Genomic DNA, 16,992 nt, shown 5'->3' with positions numbered 1-16,992 from the left:
CGATCCCGGAGGGATGCTGATCGTGCATATCGCGGACATCACCATGTTCTACGCCCCCGCCAGCGGCGGAGTGCGTACCTATCTTGATGCCAAACACCGACGCCTGGGGCTGACCCCGAATGTGCGCCACAGCCTGTTGATCCCCGGCGCCAGCGCCTGCGAGCACAACGGCATCCACCAAGCCCCCGCACCTCCCCTGCCCTTCGGCAACGGCTATCGCTTCCCCCTGCGCCTCGCGCCCTGGTGCAATGTGCTGCACGAACTGCAACCGGACCTCATCGAGGTCGGTGATCCCTACCTCACCGCCTGGGCCGCCCTGGGCGCGCGCCGGCGCCTCGATGTGCCGGTGATCGGCTTCTACCACTCCGACCTGCCGCTGCTGGTGAGCAACCGCATGGGCAACTGGTTCACGCCCAATGTGGAGGCCTATGTCAGCAAGCTCTACGGCAATTTCGACCGGGTCCTGGCGCCCAGTCAGGTGATGGCCAGCAAGCTGCGCAGGCTCGGCATCGACAATGTCCACGTGCAGCGCCTCGGGGTCGACCTCGCCACTTTCCATCCAGACCATCGCGATCCGGGCCTGCGCGCCGAACTGGGCTTGCCGGACGACACCCGTCTGCTGGTGTTCGCCGGACGCGGTTCGCGGGAGAAGAACCTACCGGTGCTGCTGGACTGCATCCAGCGCCTGGGCAAGCCGTATCACCTGTTGCTGGTGGGCTCGCACATGCCCGCCCATGTGCCGGACAACGTCACCGTCTTCGATCATTTCCGCCCGGCCAGCGAAGTGGCGCGGTTGCTGGCCAGCGCCGACCTGCTGGTGCACGCCGGCGATCAGGAAACCTTCGGCCTGGTGATCCTCGAAGCAATGGCCAGCGCCATTCCGGTGGTGGCGGTGGCGGCCGGGGCGTTTCGCGAGATTGTCGATCCCGGCTGCGGCCAACTCTGCGCCCCGGGCGACGGACAGGCGATGGCCGCTGCCGTGGCGCAAGTGTTCGAACGCAATGTCACCCTCCTCGGCCAGCGGGCGCGCCTGCATGTGGAGCAGCATTACAGCTGGGACAGCGTGGTCAGCGGCCTGCTGGAGCATTACCGGGCCGTGCTCGGCTACAGCAACCTGCCGGTGCGCGCCCATGCCTGATGCCAATTCCGCCCACAAGCGCAGTGTGCTGCTGGTGCTGCACGACGTGGCGCCGCAGACCTGGCCGGACTACCAGCCCTTTGTCGAAGCGGTGGATGCTCTCGGCAACATTCCCATGACCTTGCTGGTGGTACCCGACTTCCATAAGTGCAACGCGCTGGAGAACGCCACTGACTTTCGCCGCGTCATGGATCAGCGCCTGGCCCGTGGCGACGAACTGGCCCTGCACGGTTATTTCCACGCTGACGACGGCCCGCCACCGCGCTCGCCCGGCGAGTACTTCATGCGCCGGATTTATACCTGGGAAGGCGAATTTCATAGCCTCGATCAGGATCAGGCCTTGCAGCGACTGAGCGCCGGAATCGAGGTGTTCGATCGGATGGACTGGCCCCTGAGCGGCTTCGTCGCGCCTGCCTGGCTGATGAGCGAAGGCACGCGGCAGGCGCTGCGCACACTGCCGCTGCATTACACCAGCGATCCGCAGCATTTATATCGCCTGCCCGATTTCAGCACGGTGAAAGCCCCGGGTCTGGTCTGGAGCGCCCGCAGCGCCTGGCGCCGGGGCCTGTCGAAAATGGTCTGCACCTATCAGGAAAGCCGCCAGCAACAGGCCAGTACCCTTCGCCTCGGCCTGCACCCGGTGGACATGCGCCACGGTTTTTCCCGGCGTTATTGGCTGCAGACCCTGCAACGTCTGCTAGCGGACGGGCGCACGCCCATGACCAAGATGGCCTGGCTGGCCAGCAGGCCCGGCCCGTGAATCGCATCGGCTGGTTGCTGGCGGCGCTGGTCATGGCGGCGCTGGTGCCAGCCGTGCTCGGCGGCAGCGAACTGCTGCCGCGACTGCGCAGTTTCCCGCCCGGCCTGCTGTTGGTGCTGTTCGGCATGATCGTGCTGTGCTGGACCCTCAACGCCATGCGCCTGCGTCTGTTATTGGGCAGCCAGGGCGAGAAGATCGGCCGGCTGCGCAGCCTCGGCGTGATCATGGCCACCGAGTTCGCCATCTGTTCCACGCCGGGCGGCAGCGGCGGGCCGCTGACGCTGATGGCGCTGCTGTCCCACGACCGCGTGCGTCCGGCCCACAGCGGCGCGGTGTTCGCCATGGATCAGTTGAACGACTTGCTGTTCTTTCTCTTCGCCGTCCTCGGGATCATCGTCTACACCCTGTTCCACAGCTTCAATCGCAGCCTCGAAGGACTGCTGATCAGCAGTGCGGTACTGATGCTGGCTACCTTGGGACTGGGCTTGGTGCTGGTGCGCTGGCGACGGGGAGTGATGCGGTTCAACGGCCGGCTCTTGAAGCGCATGAAGGTTTCGCCACTGACCCGGCGTCGCTGGGCGCGGCGCCTGCTGCAGTTCTTCCGCGCTTTTCGGGCCACCCTGCGCCTGCCACGGCGCGTTCTCGCGCTGGTGTTCGGCCTGACCTGCCTGCACTGGGCGCTGCGCTACAGCGTGCTGTATTTGGTGTTGATCGGATTGGGCGGGAATTTGCAGTGGATAACGAGCTTCCTGGTGCAGGTGCTCTCGTTGAGCGCCGGGCAAGTCAGCCTGCTGCCCGGTGGCGCCGGCGCCGCGGAGCTGACCTCGGCCACGCTGCTGACGCCCATGGTGGGCAAATCAACCGCGGCGGCGGCGGTGCTGGTCTGGCGGGTGGTGACCTACTACTTCTACCTGGTCGCCGGCGGACCGGTGTTCCTCTGGCTGCTCGGTCGACCCTTGCTCGAGCGCATCACCCGCTAGCTGCGCCTGCCACAGCTCAGCGGCACCGGGAAACTCGGTGCCATCCTCGCTGCTCAGCGCGTCGGGGTCATAGCGACTCAGGCAACCCTCGCCCAGGGTGGGCGGGGCATGGGCGGCGGCTTTATCCAGGGGATCACGCATCGCACCGCCCTCGTGCTGTCAGTTGAAGACCACAGTCTTGTTGCCGTGCACCAGCACGCGGTCTTCCAGGTGATAACGCAGGCCGCGGGCCAGCACCATCTTCTCGACGTCACGGCCGAAACGCACCATGTCTTCGATGCTGTCACTGTGGCTGACACGCACCACGTCCTGCTCGATGATCGGACCGGCGTCCAGCTCTTCGGTGACATAGTGGCAAGTCGCGCCGATCAGCTTCACACCGCGCAAGGACGCCTGGTGATACGGCTTGGCGCCGACGAAGGACGGCAGGAAGCTGTGATGAATGTTGATGACCTGTTGGGCATATTCCTGGCACAACTGCGGCGGCAGGATCTGCATGTAGCGCGCCAGTACCACTACATCGGCACGGTGTTCCTTGACCAGACGCGACACTTCGGCGAACGCCGGCTGTTTGTCTTTCGGATCGACCGGGACGTGGAAGAACGGAATGCCGTGCCACTCGACCATGCTGCGCAGGTCGTTGTGGTTGGAAATCACGCAGGGAATATCGTAGTCCAGCTCATTGCTGTGCCAGCGGTGCAGCAGGTCGGCCAGGCAGTGGGATTCACGGCTGGCCATCAACACGACACGTTTCTTCTGGTCGGTGTCGGTGATCCGCCAGGTCATCGAGAACTCTTCGGCGATTGGCGCGAATGCCTCGCGGAAACCTTCGATATCGAATGGGAGGGTATCGGCACGGATTTCGTGACGCATGAAGAACCAGCCGCTCAGGTCATCGGAGTGATGGCTCGCTTCGTTGATCCAGCCATTGTGGGACGCCAGGAAATTACTGACTTTGGCGACAATGCCGACACGGTCAGGACAAGCGATCACCAGCCGATAGGTACGCATGCAGGGGGCTCCAGAAACTCGCAAAGGCGCACATTCTAACGATTGCCCGGCAAAACAACAGTAGTGATGTGACGTCCGGGCTCATCCGCAGCATGCCCAAAGACGGGGCACAACATCGCACGGAAACGACCGATGCATTAAAAAGTTGGGTATTTGCCGCCGCACACATTTGTAAATTTCTATCTCTACAATCTGCCGTAGCAAACAAACATTGAAACCCCTTCGCACTTGTATGTTTACTTGGTCACATTGTCTGACTATTATTGCCCCACTGTTTATCCCGAACTACCTAATCCAAGGAATGCCGCATGTCCCTGATCAACGAGTATCGCGCGACCGAAGAAGCCATCAAAGAACTGCAAGCCCGCCTGAAGAATCTGTCTGAAGACGACAAGCTGCAGAAAGAACTGGAATTCGAAAAGGACCTGCGCAACCTGATGGGGGCCCACGGCAAATCCCTGCGTGACATCATTGCCCTGCTGGATCCGGAAGCCAAACTGAACAAGGCACCTCGCGGCGCTGCGGCAAAACCAGCCGGCACCAAGCGCGCGCGCAAGGTCAAGCAATACAAGAACCCGCACAACGGCGAAGTCATCGAAACCAAAGGCGGCAACCACAAAACGCTGAAAGAGTGGAAAGCCAAATGGGGTGGTGATGTTGTTGAAGGCTGGGCAACCCTGCTGGGTTAATTCCCGCGTCCTGCCTTGCGGATTCATGAAAAACGCCAGCATTGCTGGCGTTTTTTATTTACCTATTCTTTACAAATCTTATAGCGCCAATCGTTGTTTCAACTCTAGCGCGTGGCTGCGCCACTCCTCCAGCAACACTCGTTTCGCCCCGTCAGCATCCCCTAACGCCTGCGCCAAAGCGGATTCGAACGCCGCCAGCGTGTGCGGTGCGCCCATCGCTTCATTCGTCAGGCGCTGCCGGCAGAATTCACGCCACTGCAACTGCTCTTGTTCACTAAGGGTCGACGGAAAGTTCCTAGCCCTATATCGGAACAACAACTCGGACAACCGCGAGTCATCGAACATCCAGCGCTCACCCGCCAATTGTTGTGGGTCGACACTGCGCACCTGCTCGCACAAACGTCGATCACGGTCACCAAAGAATCCGTCATATAGCTGTTGTTCCGGGTCTTCACTGGCGGCGAACTCAGTAGCGGAATAAATTGACGCCAATTTATTCTCCCACTGCGCCTTCGCGGCAATCAGCTGTTCACTCCGCTGTAGCAAGTCAGACATATCCAGCCCTAAACGCTGCTGATCTTCAGCGCGCAATACCTTCAATGGCGCCAGCACCGGGCAACGATTGACGTGCACCAACTTGAGGGGAACTGACAGTTGTCCGTCAGGCATTTCCTCACGCCGCGTGTATAAACGCTGACGCAATACTTCGGAATCCTCCGTCAGCAGCGGCTCAATGCTCTGATGAAGATCACAAACAATCAGCGCGTTGCGATTAGCCGGATGCCAGCCCAGCGGCAGCACCACCCCCAGATAATTACGCGCGGCCGAGAAGCGCCCGGAAATATGTACCAGGGGCTGCAACAGGCGAATCTGGTCGAGAACTTTCTGTTTACTGCGCAGGGCAAACAACCAGTCGTAGAGGCGCGGTTGTTTCTGTCGGATCAAACGGGCCAGGGCGATGGTGGCACGCACATCAGAGAGCGCTTCGTGCGCCTGGCCATGTTCGATGCCATTGGCCGCGCTGAGCAGCTCCAGGCGCAGGCTGACCTTGCCGTCCACCTCGGGCCATTGAAAACCTTCCGGGCGCAGGGCATAGGCGGTGCGCACGGTATCGATGAGATCCCAGCGGGTATTGCCGCCCTGCCACTCACGGGCGTAGGGGTCGAAGAAGTTGCGATAAAGGCTGTAGCGCGTCACTTCATCGTCAAAGCGGAGGGTGTTGTAGCCCGCGCCACAGGTACCTGGCCGGGACAGCTCGGCATGCACCCGGGTCATGAAATCAGCTTCGGCCAAACCGTCCCTGGCCAGTTGCGCCGGACTGATACCGGTGATCAGGCACGCGGCCGGGTGCGGCAGGATATCGTCGCTGGGCTGGCAGAAGAGATTGACCGGAGCCTCGATCTCGTTGAGGTCCAGATCGGTACGCACGCCTGCGACCTGCAAGGGCCGGTCGCAGCGTGGATTGATGCCGGTGGTTTCGTAGTCGTGCCAGAAAATGGAGCTCACGGCGGGCCTCGTCCTGAACGGGGAAATCGCCGAAGTCTAACTCAAGCCGACGCGCTCAACGGGCGGAAACTGAAGTAGCCGCGCAGGGCTTCCACCAACTGTTCGTACTCCCGCGGGGCCTGCAACAACATGAAACCGGAATCGTAGAAGCCAGGACTTTCGTCTTCGTGGCACCACAGACAACTGGCCGTGAGGTTGACCCGCTGGACCCCGTCGGTGCGGCTCGGGATCCTGAGTTGAAGTTCGAAGTCCGGGCCAACCAGCAGTGGCAGGTTGCTGATCAGCATCAGGCCGTCTTCCGAAGCATTGCCCAGGTAACCAATGGGCTGATCCGTGAAGCGGTTGAATACCTTGAGGAAACAGGGGAGCAGGTGACGCTCTATTCGGCGCTCTGTATGCATGGCGAGGATCGCAATGGATGACCCTTTGAGCAGGGTCGCGCTAGTGCCGCTCTTGTACAGGTGTGAACGCTTTGTACACAGTCTGTTTCAATCAGAGTAGCGCAGACTGGTACAAAGGTTCCACAGCAAAAATGCCCCGGCGCGTTATCAGCGAAGAGGCGTCACGCCCACCGGATGGGTCACCGCCGCTTCATCGGCGCGGTAGTGTCCCAACTGCTCCAGGGTCTCCAGACGCGCGCGGGCGCGGTAGGCGTATTCGTTCCGCGGGTACTGCTGAATGATGAACTGGTAGGTCTGCGCCGCGTCGACGAACAGCTTTTGTCGCTCCAGGCACTGGCCGCGCAGCATCGAGGCTTCGGGGTGAATGAACGGACGCGCGCGACTGGTCCGGTCGACCTGCGACAGCTCCAGCATGACGCGCTCGCAATCGCCCCGGTCGTAAGCCCGGTAGGCGTTGTTCAGATGATGGTCCATGGACCAGCGGGTGCAACCGACGACGCTGGTCGCCAGCGCCAGGATGATCAGGGCTCGCATGGGGGTTCTCCTTTGCTGAGCACTATATCGGCGTTTTCCTACAAATCTATAGCCGTTGTCAGGTTTGACTGCAGTGGCCCGACAACGCCCGCGATGGCCGTTCAAACGCCACCCACACCCCTCCCAAGGTAGTGCAAAGGAACAATGACTACAGCGTTTTTCAGGAGTAGCCTTTCGCTGCGCTTCACTACAGGAGTCTGTGCATGACCATCCGCCGTACCAAAATCGTCGCCACCCTTGGCCCCGCCAGCAATTCACCGGAAGTGATCGAACAGCTGATCCTTGCCGGCCTGGATGTCGCCCGCCTGAACTTCTCTCACGGCACCCCGGACGAGCACAAGGCTCGCGCCGTGCTGATCCGTGAAATCGCCGCTCGCCACGGCCGCCATGTGGCGCTGCTGGGCGACCTGCAAGGTCCGAAGATCCGTATCGCCAAGTTCGCCAACAAGCGTATCGAACTGAAGGTCGGTGACCGCTTCACCTTCTCCACCGCACACCCGCTGACTGCCGGTACCCAGGAAATCGTCGGCATCGACTATCCGGATCTGGTCAAGGACTGCGGCGTCGGCGACGAACTGCTGCTCGATGACGGCCGCGTGGTCATGCGCGTCGAGACCGCCACCGAAGATTCGCTGCACTGCGTGGTACTGATCGGCGGCCCGCTGTCGGACCACAAAGGCATCAACCGCAAGGGTGGCGGCCTGACCGCGCCGGCCCTGACCGAGAAAGACAAGGCCGACATCAAGCTGGCTGCGGAAATGGACGTGGACTACCTGGCCGTTTCCTTCCCGCGCGATGCGTCCGACATGGAATACGCCCGTCGCCTGCGTGACGAGTCCGGCGGTACCGCCTGGCTGGTGGCCAAGATCGAACGCGCCGAAGCCGTGGCCGACGACGAGACCCTCGACGGCCTGATCCGCGCCAGTGACGCGGTGATGGTTGCCCGTGGTGACCTGGGTGTGGAAATCGGCGACGCCGAGCTGGTGGGCATCCAGAAGAAAATCATTCTGCACTCGCGCCGCCACAACAAGGCTGTGATCGTAGCGACCCAGATGATGGAGTCGATGATCCAGAACCCGATGCCGACCCGCGCGGAAGTGTCCGACGTCTCCAACGCCGTGCTGGACTACACCGACGCCGTCATGCTGTCCGCGGAAAGTGCTGCCGGCCTCTACCCGCTGGAAGCGGTGCAGGCCATGGCGCGGATCTGCCTCGGCGCTGAAAAGCACCCGACCAGCAAGACCTCCAGCCACCGCATGGGTACCCAGTTCAGCCGCTGCGACGAAAGCATCGCGCTGGCCGCCATGTACACCGCCAACCACTTCCCGGGCGTGAAGGCGATCATCGCCTTGACCGAGAGTGGCTACACCCCGCTGATCATGTCGCGGATCCGTTCCTCGATCCCGATCTTCGCCTTCTCACCGCACCGCGAGACCCAGGCCCGCGTGGCGATGTTCCGTGGCGTCTACACCGTGCCGTTCGACCCGGCCGCACTGGCGCCGGAGCAGGTCAGCCAAGCGGCGGTGGACGAGCTGCTGAAGCGTGGCGTGGTCAAGCAGGGTGACTGGGTGATCCTGACCAAGGGCGACAGCTACCACACCATCGGTGGCACCAACGGCATGAAGATCCTGCACGTCGGTGACCCGCTGGTTTGATCTGGCTGCTGTAAATGAAAACGCCCGGCCTTGAGCCGGGCGTTTTTGTTTATGGCCAGCGGGGCTCGAAAATCACGCATGCCCCACAAACAGATCCGAATACACCTGATTCCTCGGCACCCCCGCCAGAAACAACCGCCGCGAAAACTGCTCCACACTCCCCGGCGACCCGCACACCAGCGCCACGGTCTGCCGCGACTGCACCTTCAATGAGGCCAGGGCCGCCGGCAGTTCATCCGGCGTCACCAGTTCCACCTGCACCTGCGGGTGCTGCTCCGCCCTCTCCTGCAATGCCGACGCCAAATAATGGCTGTCCCGGTCCCGCGCCAGGTGAAGCAGGCGAATCGGCCCACGGTGCTCCTGACGCAACGCCTCGCGCAAAATGCCCCACAACGGCGCCAGCCCGGTGCCCGCGGCCAACAGCCAGAGCGGCCGCTCCTGCCAGTCCGGGTCGTAATGCAGCGCGCCGGCACGCAGTTCACCCAGGCGCAGTTCCATGCCCACCGAAAACGCCCGCGCCGAGCTACAGAACGCTCCGGGATGACGACAATCGATATGAAACTCCAGGTACGGATCCTCGCCCGGAACGCTGGCCAGCGAATAAGGCCGGGCCACACCCTCGGCGTTCCACAGCAGCAAGTGCTGGCCCGCCTGATAACGCAGGCCGCTCAACGGTTGAAGACGCAAGCGCAGCACCTCGCCGCCCAGCCAGTCGGCGGCCAGCACCCGCGCTGGCTGACCGTCGCGGTGCGGATCGAACAGCGCCACGCGCAGGTCCGCCTCGACCCGGCACTGGCAGGACAACCGCCAGCCCGCGTCCCGCTGCGCCAGGCTCAGCGCCTCGGGGCTCGCGTCCGCCGGCTCACCGTCGAGACAGCGCACCAGACAAGCATGGCAACTGCCAGCGCGGCAGCTATAAGGCACGGCACAACCCGCCTCATTGAGGGCGTCGAGCAGGTTGCTGCCGGCCGCCACCGACCAGTGGCGCTCGCCTACACGCAGTTCGGGCATTGCTGTTCTTCTCCTGGGAATATTCTTCGGCCAATCTAGGCCTGTTACTCAAGACAGGCCAGCGCTCGCAGCAAAACCAGCAAGATCGATGCCGGGCGATAACCGACCATGGTTGGACCACTGGCGCGTGTACCAAAAGCCGAGCCGCGCTATACTGCCGCGCCTTTTTTGCGTCGGACACCCCGTTCTGGCGCGTCTGAAAGGTCGTTTCGACAACTCGGCCTGTCCGCGTCGGAATACCTTATTGAATGTTCCCGTGTTTAAGAGGAGCGCGCTGCATGACCGTGATCAAGCAAGACGACCTGATTCAGAGCGTCGCCGATGCCCTGCAATTCATTTCGTACTACCACCCCGTTGATTTCATCCAGGCGATGCACGAAGCCTATCTGCGTGAAGAGTCGCCCGCTGCGCGCGATTCCATTGCCCAGATCCTGATTAACTCGCGCATGTGCGCCACCGGCCACCGCCCGATCTGCCAGGACACCGGTATCGTCACCGTGTTCGTCCGCGTCGGCATGGATGTGAGCTGGAACGGCGCCACCATGAGCGTCGACGACATGATCAACGAAGGCGTGCGCCGCGCCTACAACCTGCCGGAAAACGTCCTGCGCGCCTCGATCCTGGCCGACCCGGCCGGTGCCCGCAAGAACACCAAGGACAACACCCCGGCAGTCATCCACTACTCCATCGTCCCGGGTAACACCGTGGAAGTGGACGTGGCGGCCAAAGGCGGCGGCTCCGAGAACAAGTCGAAAATGGCCATGCTCAACCCGTCCGACTCGATCGTCGACTGGGTGCTGAAGACCGTTCCGACCATGGGTGCCGGCTGGTGCCCACCTGGCATGCTCGGCATCGGCATCGGCGGCACCGCCGAGAAAGCTGCGGTCATGGCCAAGGAAGTGTTGATGGAATCCATCGACATCCACGAACTGAAAGCCCGTGGCCCGCAGAACCGCATCGAGGAAATCCGCCTCGAGCTGTTCGACAAGGTCAACCAGCTGGGTATCGGTGCCCAGGGCCTCGGCGGCCTGACCACCGTGCTCGACGTGAAGATCATGGACTACCCGACCCACGCAGCGTCCCTGCCGGTCTGCATGATCCCGAACTGCGCCGCCACCCGTCACGCCCACTTCGTCCTCGACGGTTCGGGCCCTGCCGAGCTGGAAGCGCCGTCGCTGGACGCCTACCCGGAAATCGTCTGGGAAGCGGGTCCGTCGGCCCGTCGCGTCAACCTCGACACCCTGACCCCGGAAGACGTGCAGAGCTGGAAGCCGGGCGAGACCGTCCTGCTCAACGGCAAGATGCTCACCGGCCGCGACGCTGCGCACAAGCGCATGGTCGAGATGCTCAACCGTGGCGAAGAGCTGCCGGTCGATCTGAAAGGTCGCTTCATCTATTACGTCGGCCCGGTCGATCCAGTGCGTGAAGAAGTCGTCGGCCCAGCCGGTCCGACCACCGCGACCCGTATGGACAAGTTCACTCGCCAGATCCTCGAGCAGACCGGTCTGCTGGGCATGATCGGCAAGTCCGAGCGTGGTCCGACCGCGATCGACGCGATCAAGGACAACAAGGCCGTTTACCTGATGGCCGTCGGCGGCGCTGCGTACCTCGTGGCTCAAGCGATCAAGAAATCCCAGGTGCTGGCGTTCGCCGAACTGGGCATGGAAGCGATCTACGAGTTCGAGGTCAAGGACATGCCGGTGACTGTCGCGGTCGACAGCAAAGGTGAGTCGGTGCACATCACCGGCCCTGCGATCTGGCAGAGCAAGATCGCCGAAAGCCTGGCGGTAGAAGTGAAGTAAAGCTGCGAGCTTGAAGCTGAAAGTTTCAAGTGAAAGGCAAAAGCGGTGGGGTCTTCCCCGCCGCTTTTTTTTGCCCGGATCTCAGCGACCCACAGCCTTGAGCGGTATCGGCTCGACGCTGCGCCGCTGACTCAGGTACCGGATGCAGCTCACCCGCAGAAACGAGGCAAAGTTGACCACCTCGCCGCGGTACTCCATTACTTCGTCATAGAGCTTGGTAATCAGTTGGTTGGTGGTCATCCCGTCGACCTCGGCGATTTCCCGCAATACATCCCAGAACTGGTTTTCCAGGCGCAGCGTGGTCACCACCCCGCGAATGCGCAGCGAGCGGCTGCGCGATTCATAGAGGATCGGATCGGCTTTGACGTAGAGCTCGCACATGGGCCCTCCTTCACAGGGTGATGCGGGTGCCGAGCAGGCCGAGGAACGCCGCCAGCCACGCTGGATGCGCAGGCCATGCCGGCGCGGTCGCGAGGTTGCCCTCGACGTGGGCCTGCGTCACTTCAATATCGATATAGCGCCCGCCCGCCAGCTTCACTTCCGGGGCGCACGCCGGGTAGGCGCTGCATTCGCGGCCCTCCAGCACGCCCGCCGCAGCCAGCAGTTGCGCGCCGTGACATACCGCCGCGATCGGCTTGCCGGACTGGTCGATGGTTTTCACCAGCGCCAGCACGTCTTCGTTCAGGCGCAGGTATTCCGGGGCACGGCCGCCGGGGATCACCAGCGCGTCGTAATCCTCGGCCTTCACCTTGGCGAAGTCGAAGTTGAGGCCGAAGTTGTGCCCCGGCTTTTCGCTGTAGGTCTGGTCGCCTTCAAAGTCATGGATCGCGGTACGCACCGACTGCCCCGCCTGCTTGCCCGGACACACCGCATGCACGGTGTGACCGATCATCTGCAGGGCCTGGAACGGCACCATGACCTCGTAGTCTTCGACGTAGTCGCCCACCAACATCAGAATCTTCTTGGCCGCCATTTCTCGATCTCCTTCGTGTGCAAGGGAAAAGGTACCCAGACACGTTAGACCCAGCCGGACACTCGCGGGTAATAGGTCGCTACTACGTCTGTCAGTCGCGGCGATCCAGCAGATTGACCACCACCCGATCCAGCCAGCCCCATACCCGCTGTTGCAGGCGACGCCACAGGGGCCGGGCGCGCCAGTCATCGAGGTCGATCTGCACACTCTGGCTGAAATCGCGGATAAAGCTTTCGGCCACCGCTGCGGTCAGCGCCGGGTCGATCGCTTCGACGTTGGCCTCAAGGTTGAAGCGCAGATTCCAGTGGTCGAAGTTGCATGAGCCGATGCTCACCCAGTCGTCCACCAGCACCATTTTCAGGTGCAGGAAACACGGCTGGAATTCGAAGATTTTCACCCCGGCGCGCAGCAGGCGCGGGTAATAGCGATGGCCGGCATAGCGCACCGACGGATGATCGGTGCGCGGCCCGGTGAGCAGCAGGCGCACGTCGACGCCCAGCGAGGCGGCGCGGCGCAGGGAACGGCGGACTTTCCAGGTTGGCAGGAAATACGGGGTAGCCAGCCAGATCCGGCGCTTGCCGCTGTTCAACGCACGCACCAGCGATTGCAGGATGTCGCGGTGTTGCCGGGCGTCGGCGTAGGCAACCCGGCCCATGCCCTCGCCGCTGACCGGTATTCGCGGCAAACGCGGCAGGCCGAAGTGGGTCGGCGGGCGCCAGGCGACGCGACGTGGGTTGGCTCGCCACTGGCGGTCGAAGAGCATCTGCCAGTCGGTCACCAGCGGTCCCCGTATTTCCACCATCACCTCATGCCATTCGCTGACATCGTTGCCGGGATGCCAGAATTCATCGGTGACGCCGGTGCCGCCGACCCAGGCGATGCTCTGGTCGACCAGCAGAATCTTGCGGTGATCGCGATAGAGGTTTCGCACGCCACGGCGCCAGCGCAGGCGGTTGTACCAGCGCAACTCGACGCCCGCCGCTTGCAAACGCTGGCGCAAACCCAGGGTGAAGGCCATGGAGCCATAGTCATCGAACAGGCAACGCACCTGCCCGCCGCGCTCGGCGGCGCTGACCAGGGCCTGAACCATGGCGTCCGCGCAAGCGCCCGCCTCCACCAGGTACAGCTCCAGATCTACCTGGAGTTCGGCCCGGGCGATGGCGGTGAGCATGTTCGGGAAAAAGGCCGGACCGTCGATCAGCAGTTCGAACTGGTTGTCCGAACGCCAGGGAAAGATCGGCCCGGCCATATCAGCGGGCCGTGAAGATCAGCACCGCACCCACCGGCACCGACAGGTTGATCGACTTGAGCCCGGCCGTCTTGCGCAAGGTTTCCAGCCCCGGGGCCAGGTCGAAATGCTCGGCGCGCAGCACCAGCGGTTCAAGCGTCACCACCTGAAAGCGCCGCTCGTCCAGCCGGGTCGCCAGCAACTGGGCGTTGTAGCTGTGGCTTTTGCCATGCAGGGTGACGGTCAGCGGCAGGCGCAGTTCGAGCTGCGCGCCGTTGGCCAGGTCGTTGATCGGGCGCAGGTTCAACTGGGCGTTGATGATCGCGTCGGGGAAGGTCTCGACATTGAACAGTTCCTTGCGCATGCGCTCGTCACGCAGCGGGATGCCGCTGCTGACGGACTCCATCTCGACCTCCAGCTCGGCCGCGCCCTTGCGGTCGACCTTGCCGTGCAGGACCAGGAACCGGTGCACTTCCGACACGTCGCCGTTTTTGCTGGTGATGAAGGAAAGGCGGGATGACTCGTTGTCCAGGTACCAATTGGCCTGGGCGGGAAGGCAGACGATCGCCAACAAGGCGAGAGCGAGACGAAGCGGGCTGGGCATGCGAAATCCTGAAACACTTTGGTCGTCAACCTTACCCGGCTGCCCTCATGGCAGCAAGCGACAGCCCTCGCGCGGGCCCAGCCACATCGCGCTGCTGCGACGGCCAAGGCCCGCGGCCTCGACCCGGCGACTCGACGGGTCGTCGCGCAGCTCGCTCAATGGCAGGTACTGCTTCACATAGCCCCGGCAGTAACCGGTATCGAAACCCATGACATAGCGGCACGAACAGTACTCCTTCGCCGAGTAGGCACTGAGAATGCCGGGGAACGCCGTCAGCGCGTCACGCTCGGACCAGCCCCAGACCAGCAAGCCGAGGACCACCACCAGCAACAGGCGCTTCATGGCCGCTCTCCGCCGAACGCCGCCAGCACATGACGCAGCAGCGTGTTGTGCTGGAAGCTGCCGTCGCGGTCATCGGCGTAGCGCACCACCACCAGCTTTTGCTCCGGCAGCACGTAGAGCGCCTGCCCCCAGTGGCCGAGGGCGGCGAAGGTCTGCGCCGGGGCATCCGGCCAGGGCACTGGCTGGCCCGGCGCAGCGCGGTTGAGCCACCAGTGCCCACCCGGCATCGCCTCGCCAGGTGAGGCGGCAGCCTTGTCGAAGGGCTCGCGATTGAAGGCCACCCAGCTCGCCGGCAACAGTTGCCGGCCCTGCCAGCGACCGTCGTCCAGCATCAGCTGACCGATCCGCGCCAGCTCGCGAGCGGTCATGTAGAGGTAGGAAGAGCCCACGAAAGTGCCCTGCGCGTCGCGCTCCCACACCGCCTGCCGAATGCCCAGTGGCTCGAAGAGCGCCTGCCACGGATAATCGGCGTACGCCTCGGGGCCGACCATCTGCCGCAGCGCCGCGGCCAGCAGGTTGCTGTCGCCACTGGAATAAAGAAAGCGCTCGCCCGGCGCCGCGGCCATGCCGTGCGCGGCGGTAAAGCCGGCCATGTCGCTGCGGCCACGGGTATAGAGCATCGCCACCACCGAGGATTTCAGCGGCGCGTATTCATAGTCTTCCTGCCAGTCCAGGCCGCTGGCCCAGTGCAGCAGGTCGGCGATACGCACATTCGGGTGGGCCTGCATTGGCGGGTAGAACCGGGCGACCGGGTCATCCAGTGTGAAACGCCCCTCGCCCTGCGCGACACCGAGCACCGTCGCCAGCACGCTCTTGCTGATCGACCAGGTCAGGTGCGGGGTGTCTGCCGTGTTGGGGGTGGCATACCGCTCGAAGACCACCTGACCATCGCGGATCACCAGCAGCGCGTCGGTGCGCACGCCGTCGCGGGTCTGATCGTTGCGTGGGGGGAAGGTGTAGGACTGCAAGGTCGCTAGTGCCGGCGCGTCGCTGGCGCTGGCGACGGTGCAGATCGTCCACAACAGAAACCCGATGAGCGCGGTGCGCATGGCCGTTACCCGGAGAGCGTGATCGGGCAAGGCTAGCAGGGGTTCATGACAGGATGGTTGGGGGTGCCGTTTGTTAGCCGGTGGATTTTCAGTGTCCCTGAGATTGAGCGCCGCTCGCGCGGCGCATCGCGAGCTAGCTCGCTCCTACAATAAGTTGTGGGGAGGCAGTTAGGGTCGACTCAATACCACGTCGTACAAACAAGGCGGTTAACTATGGCCTGACAGGCATAGGCACGTTGCAACCACTGTAGGAGCGAGCTAGCTCGCGATGCGCCGCGCGGGCGGCGCTCGATCTTGAGAGCGCTGAAAATCTCTCGGCTAGCAAATGGCTGCCCTCACGAAAACCCCGCCAACCTCCAAGCCTTCTCCAAACGCTTCGCCCGCGCAGCGCTGGCGATATCGAGGATGCCCTGATCGCGCATCCACACATTCGCCCATTCGCCTTCGGTATCGGCCAGCGCCTTGTTGAGTTCGTCGCGCAGGTCGCTGAACTGGGCGAACAGCCCGCCCAGCAACAAATGGCTGGCGGAGACTTCCGGGCTCTGCCGACTGCCTTCCGCGCAACCGGCAAGCAGCGCCAACAAACGCAACAGCAGACTCTGCGACCAGCCGTTGGCCCGGCCAATGCCATACATCCACGCCGTCAACGCACTGAGCACATACAGGTCTTCGAGGGAGCGGAAGGGTTTGACGTAGGCGTCCCAGCCATCACCGGCCAGGCGTTCGCACAGCGCCTGATCCAGATGCAGCCGGGCATGCCCCACCTCGGGCATCAGCGGCAGGGCCGGCAATAGATCCAGGCGCACGCCCGGCTCACCGGGATAGACCACCGCCAGGCTCAGCCGCGGGTCTTCGGAAATGCTTTCGCAACGCGCCGCCACCAGCAACCAGTCAGCGTCCATGCCGCCGGTGACGAAGTCTTTATCACCGCTCAGGCGCAGCGCGTCCACGTCGAGGCGCATGTGCATGTCAGCCGGGCGCACGCTGCGTTTTTCACTGGCGCAGAGTGCGCCAAGGCTGGCCGGCGCGCTGGGCCAGAGCACCCGCAGCGCCGCCTGATAGCCGGTGAGAAACGCCAGCCCCGGCGTCGGCATGGCCTGGCCGCCGAGTACCGCCAGTTCGAACGGTGACACCGGCCCGAGGCGTTCCAACAAGCTGGCCCAGGTGTCGCCGAGGTTCTCCAGCAGGGGTTGCGAATGCGCGTGATTGAGTCGTTCCAGCCAGGCCATCGAAGTACTCCTTGGGGGCTGTCATACAAGCATCACCAAACATTCATGGGGGTGACACCGCCGCTACCTAGCCTGAGCTT

18 protein-coding genes are annotated in these 16,992 nt (G+C 63.2%); 6 read left to right on the top strand and 12 right to left on the bottom strand.

The genetic code is table 11. The annotated features are described in order from the left end of the window. The first annotated feature begins 13 nt into the window (after positions 1–13). Genes HWV67_RS17920 through HWV67_RS17910 form a run of 3 tightly spaced genes read left to right on the top strand, consistent with a single transcriptional unit; the run spans position 14 to position 2,878 of the window. Entirely contained in the window at positions 14–1,138 is a 1,125-nt protein-coding gene (locus HWV67_RS17920) for a glycosyltransferase family 4 protein (protein ID WP_175652475.1), read from the top strand. Then, the gene (locus tag HWV67_RS17915) at positions 1,131–1,898 is read left to right on the top strand and encodes a DUF2334 domain-containing protein (RefSeq protein WP_175652191.1); all 768 of its coding nucleotides are present in this window, start codon (positions 1,131–1,133) and stop codon (positions 1,896–1,898) included. The genes HWV67_RS17920 and HWV67_RS17915 overlap by 8 nt, the downstream gene beginning before the upstream one ends. Beyond that, positions 1,895–2,878 carry a lysylphosphatidylglycerol synthase transmembrane domain-containing protein gene (locus HWV67_RS17910; RefSeq protein WP_175652190.1) on the top strand — a complete coding sequence of 328 codons (984 nt, stop codon included), beginning with the start codon at positions 1,895–1,897 and terminating at the stop codon, positions 2,876–2,878. Before HWV67_RS17915 ends, HWV67_RS17910 begins: the two co-directional genes overlap by 4 nt. A gap of 159 nt (positions 2,879–3,037) precedes the next feature. Here HWV67_RS17910 and purU read toward each other — a convergent pair whose 3' ends face one another. Beyond that, positions 3,038–3,889 carry a formyltetrahydrofolate deformylase gene (purU, locus tag HWV67_RS17905; protein ID WP_095154754.1) on the bottom strand — a complete coding sequence of 284 codons (852 nt, stop codon included), beginning with the start codon at positions 3,887–3,889 and terminating at the stop codon, positions 3,038–3,040. A gap of 308 nt (positions 3,890–4,197) precedes the next feature. Here purU and mvaT point away from each other — a divergent pair, with 308 nt between their 5' ends. Next, positions 4,198–4,578 carry a histone-like nucleoid-structuring protein MvaT gene (gene mvaT / locus HWV67_RS17900; protein WP_095154753.1) on the top strand — a complete coding sequence of 127 codons (381 nt, stop codon included), beginning with the start codon at positions 4,198–4,200 and terminating at the stop codon, positions 4,576–4,578. 78 nt (positions 4,579–4,656) lie between these two features. Here mvaT and sbcB read toward each other — a convergent pair whose 3' ends face one another. From sbcB to HWV67_RS17885, 3 genes are all read right to left on the bottom strand, one after another. Next, the gene (gene sbcB / locus HWV67_RS17895; protein WP_175652189.1) at positions 4,657–6,084 is read right to left on the bottom strand and encodes an exodeoxyribonuclease I; all 1,428 of its coding nucleotides are present in this window, start codon (positions 6,082–6,084) and stop codon (positions 4,657–4,659) included. Between the two features lie 41 nt (positions 6,085–6,125). Further along, positions 6,126–6,485 carry a PilZ domain-containing protein gene (locus HWV67_RS17890; protein ID WP_110971726.1) on the bottom strand — a complete coding sequence of 120 codons (360 nt, stop codon included), beginning with the start codon at positions 6,483–6,485 and terminating at the stop codon, positions 6,126–6,128. 147 nt (positions 6,486–6,632) lie between these two features. Next, positions 6,633–7,019: a tetratricopeptide repeat protein gene (locus HWV67_RS17885; RefSeq protein ID WP_175652188.1), complete on the bottom strand. Its 387-nt coding sequence runs from the start codon at positions 7,017–7,019 to the stop codon at positions 6,633–6,635. 203 nt (positions 7,020–7,222) lie between these two features. Here HWV67_RS17885 and pyk point away from each other — a divergent pair, with 203 nt between their 5' ends. Beyond that, entirely contained in the window at positions 7,223–8,674 is a 1,452-nt protein-coding gene (gene pyk / locus HWV67_RS17880; protein WP_095154749.1) for a pyruvate kinase, read from the top strand. A 72-nt stretch (positions 8,675–8,746) separates the two neighbouring features. On the opposite strand, the gene HWV67_RS17875 is transcribed toward pyk, so the two are convergent. Further along, positions 8,747–9,685 (bottom strand): iron-sulfur-binding ferredoxin reductase, encoded by a 939-nt coding sequence (locus HWV67_RS17875; protein ID WP_175652187.1) that lies wholly within the window; start codon positions 9,683–9,685, stop codon positions 8,747–8,749. A gap of 278 nt (positions 9,686–9,963) precedes the next feature. Between HWV67_RS17875 and HWV67_RS17870 the strand changes: the two genes are divergently transcribed. Then, positions 9,964–11,487, top strand: coding sequence for a fumarate hydratase (locus HWV67_RS17870; RefSeq protein WP_095154747.1), 1,524 nt, complete (start codon positions 9,964–9,966; stop codon positions 11,485–11,487). A gap of 81 nt (positions 11,488–11,568) precedes the next feature. Here HWV67_RS17870 and HWV67_RS17865 read toward each other — a convergent pair whose 3' ends face one another. The 7 genes from HWV67_RS17865 to HWV67_RS17835 form a co-directional block, all read right to left on the bottom strand. Continuing rightward, positions 11,569–11,868, bottom strand: a complete 300-nt coding sequence (locus HWV67_RS17865) for a ribbon-helix-helix domain-containing protein (protein WP_175652186.1) — start codon at positions 11,866–11,868, stop codon at positions 11,569–11,571. A gap of 10 nt (positions 11,869–11,878) precedes the next feature. Continuing rightward, a complete protein-coding gene (locus HWV67_RS17860) occupies positions 11,879–12,460 on the bottom strand; it encodes a DJ-1/PfpI family protein (RefSeq protein ID WP_175652185.1) in 582 nt (193 codons plus the stop codon). A gap of 91 nt (positions 12,461–12,551) precedes the next feature. Beyond that, entirely contained in the window at positions 12,552–13,709 is a 1,158-nt protein-coding gene (locus HWV67_RS17855; protein WP_175652184.1) for a phospholipase D-like domain-containing protein, read from the bottom strand. A 1-nt stretch (position 13,710) separates the two neighbouring features. Continuing rightward, the gene (locus tag HWV67_RS17850; protein WP_095154743.1) at positions 13,711–14,292 is read right to left on the bottom strand and encodes a YceI family protein; all 582 of its coding nucleotides are present in this window, start codon (positions 14,290–14,292) and stop codon (positions 13,711–13,713) included. Between the two features lie 45 nt (positions 14,293–14,337). After that, positions 14,338–14,634: an amidase gene (locus HWV67_RS17845; protein WP_175652183.1), complete on the bottom strand. Its 297-nt coding sequence runs from the start codon at positions 14,632–14,634 to the stop codon at positions 14,338–14,340. Further along, entirely contained in the window at positions 14,631–15,683 is a 1,053-nt protein-coding gene (locus HWV67_RS17840) for a serine hydrolase domain-containing protein (RefSeq protein ID WP_175652182.1), read from the bottom strand. The genes HWV67_RS17845 and HWV67_RS17840 overlap by 4 nt, the downstream gene beginning before the upstream one ends. A 335-nt stretch (positions 15,684–16,018) precedes the next feature. Beyond that, complete coding sequence (locus HWV67_RS17835) at positions 16,019–16,912, bottom strand: acyl-CoA dehydrogenase (RefSeq protein ID WP_175652181.1); 894 nt, start codon at positions 16,910–16,912, stop codon at positions 16,019–16,021. Between the last annotated feature and the right edge of the window lie 80 nt (positions 16,913–16,992).

The organism is Pseudomonas sp. Marseille-P9899 (assembly GCF_903166565.1).
Lineage (GTDB): Bacteria > Pseudomonadota > Gammaproteobacteria > Pseudomonadales > Pseudomonadaceae > Aquipseudomonas > Aquipseudomonas huaxiensis.
Note: the sequence above shows the minus strand (reverse complement) of the source record. Positions and strands in the feature narration are given on the sequence as shown.

Bases quoted from the DNA above. Each gene is read 5' to 3' on its own strand.
- HWV67_RS17920 (WP_175652475.1), top strand. From the start codon at position 14: ATGCTGATCGTGCATATCGCGGACATCACCATGTTCTACGCCCCCGCC.
- HWV67_RS17915 (WP_175652191.1), top strand. From the start codon at position 1,131: ATGCCTGATGCCAATTCCGCCCACAAGCGCAGTGTGCTGCTGGTGCTG.
- purU (WP_095154754.1), bottom strand. From the start codon at position 3,889: ATGCGTACCTATCGGCTGGTGATCGCTTGTCCTGACCGTGTCGGCATT.
- mvaT (WP_095154753.1), top strand. From the start codon at position 4,198: ATGTCCCTGATCAACGAGTATCGCGCGACCGAAGAAGCCATCAAAGAA.
- HWV67_RS17890 (WP_110971726.1), bottom strand. From the start codon at position 6,485: ATGCATACAGAGCGCCGAATAGAGCGTCACCTGCTCCCCTGTTTCCTC.
- HWV67_RS17885 (WP_175652188.1), bottom strand. From the start codon at position 7,019: ATGCGAGCCCTGATCATCCTGGCGCTGGCGACCAGCGTCGTCGGTTGC.
- pyk (WP_095154749.1), top strand. From the start codon at position 7,223: ATGACCATCCGCCGTACCAAAATCGTCGCCACCCTTGGCCCCGCCAGC.
- HWV67_RS17875 (WP_175652187.1), bottom strand. From the start codon at position 9,685: ATGCCCGAACTGCGTGTAGGCGAGCGCCACTGGTCGGTGGCGGCCGGC.
- HWV67_RS17870 (WP_095154747.1), top strand. From the start codon at position 9,964: ATGACCGTGATCAAGCAAGACGACCTGATTCAGAGCGTCGCCGATGCC.
- HWV67_RS17865 (WP_175652186.1), bottom strand. From the start codon at position 11,868: ATGTGCGAGCTCTACGTCAAAGCCGATCCGATCCTCTATGAATCGCGC.
- HWV67_RS17860 (WP_175652185.1), bottom strand. From the start codon at position 12,460: ATGGCGGCCAAGAAGATTCTGATGTTGGTGGGCGACTACGTCGAAGAC.
- HWV67_RS17855 (WP_175652184.1), bottom strand. From the start codon at position 13,709: ATGGCCGGGCCGATCTTTCCCTGGCGTTCGGACAACCAGTTCGAACTG.
- HWV67_RS17850 (WP_095154743.1), bottom strand. From the start codon at position 14,292: ATGCCCAGCCCGCTTCGTCTCGCTCTCGCCTTGTTGGCGATCGTCTGC.
- HWV67_RS17845 (WP_175652183.1), bottom strand. From the start codon at position 14,634: ATGAAGCGCCTGTTGCTGGTGGTGGTCCTCGGCTTGCTGGTCTGGGGC.
- HWV67_RS17840 (WP_175652182.1), bottom strand. From the start codon at position 15,683: ATGCGCACCGCGCTCATCGGGTTTCTGTTGTGGACGATCTGCACCGTC.
- HWV67_RS17835 (WP_175652181.1), bottom strand. From the start codon at position 16,912: ATGGCCTGGCTGGAACGACTCAATCACGCGCATTCGCAACCCCTGCTG.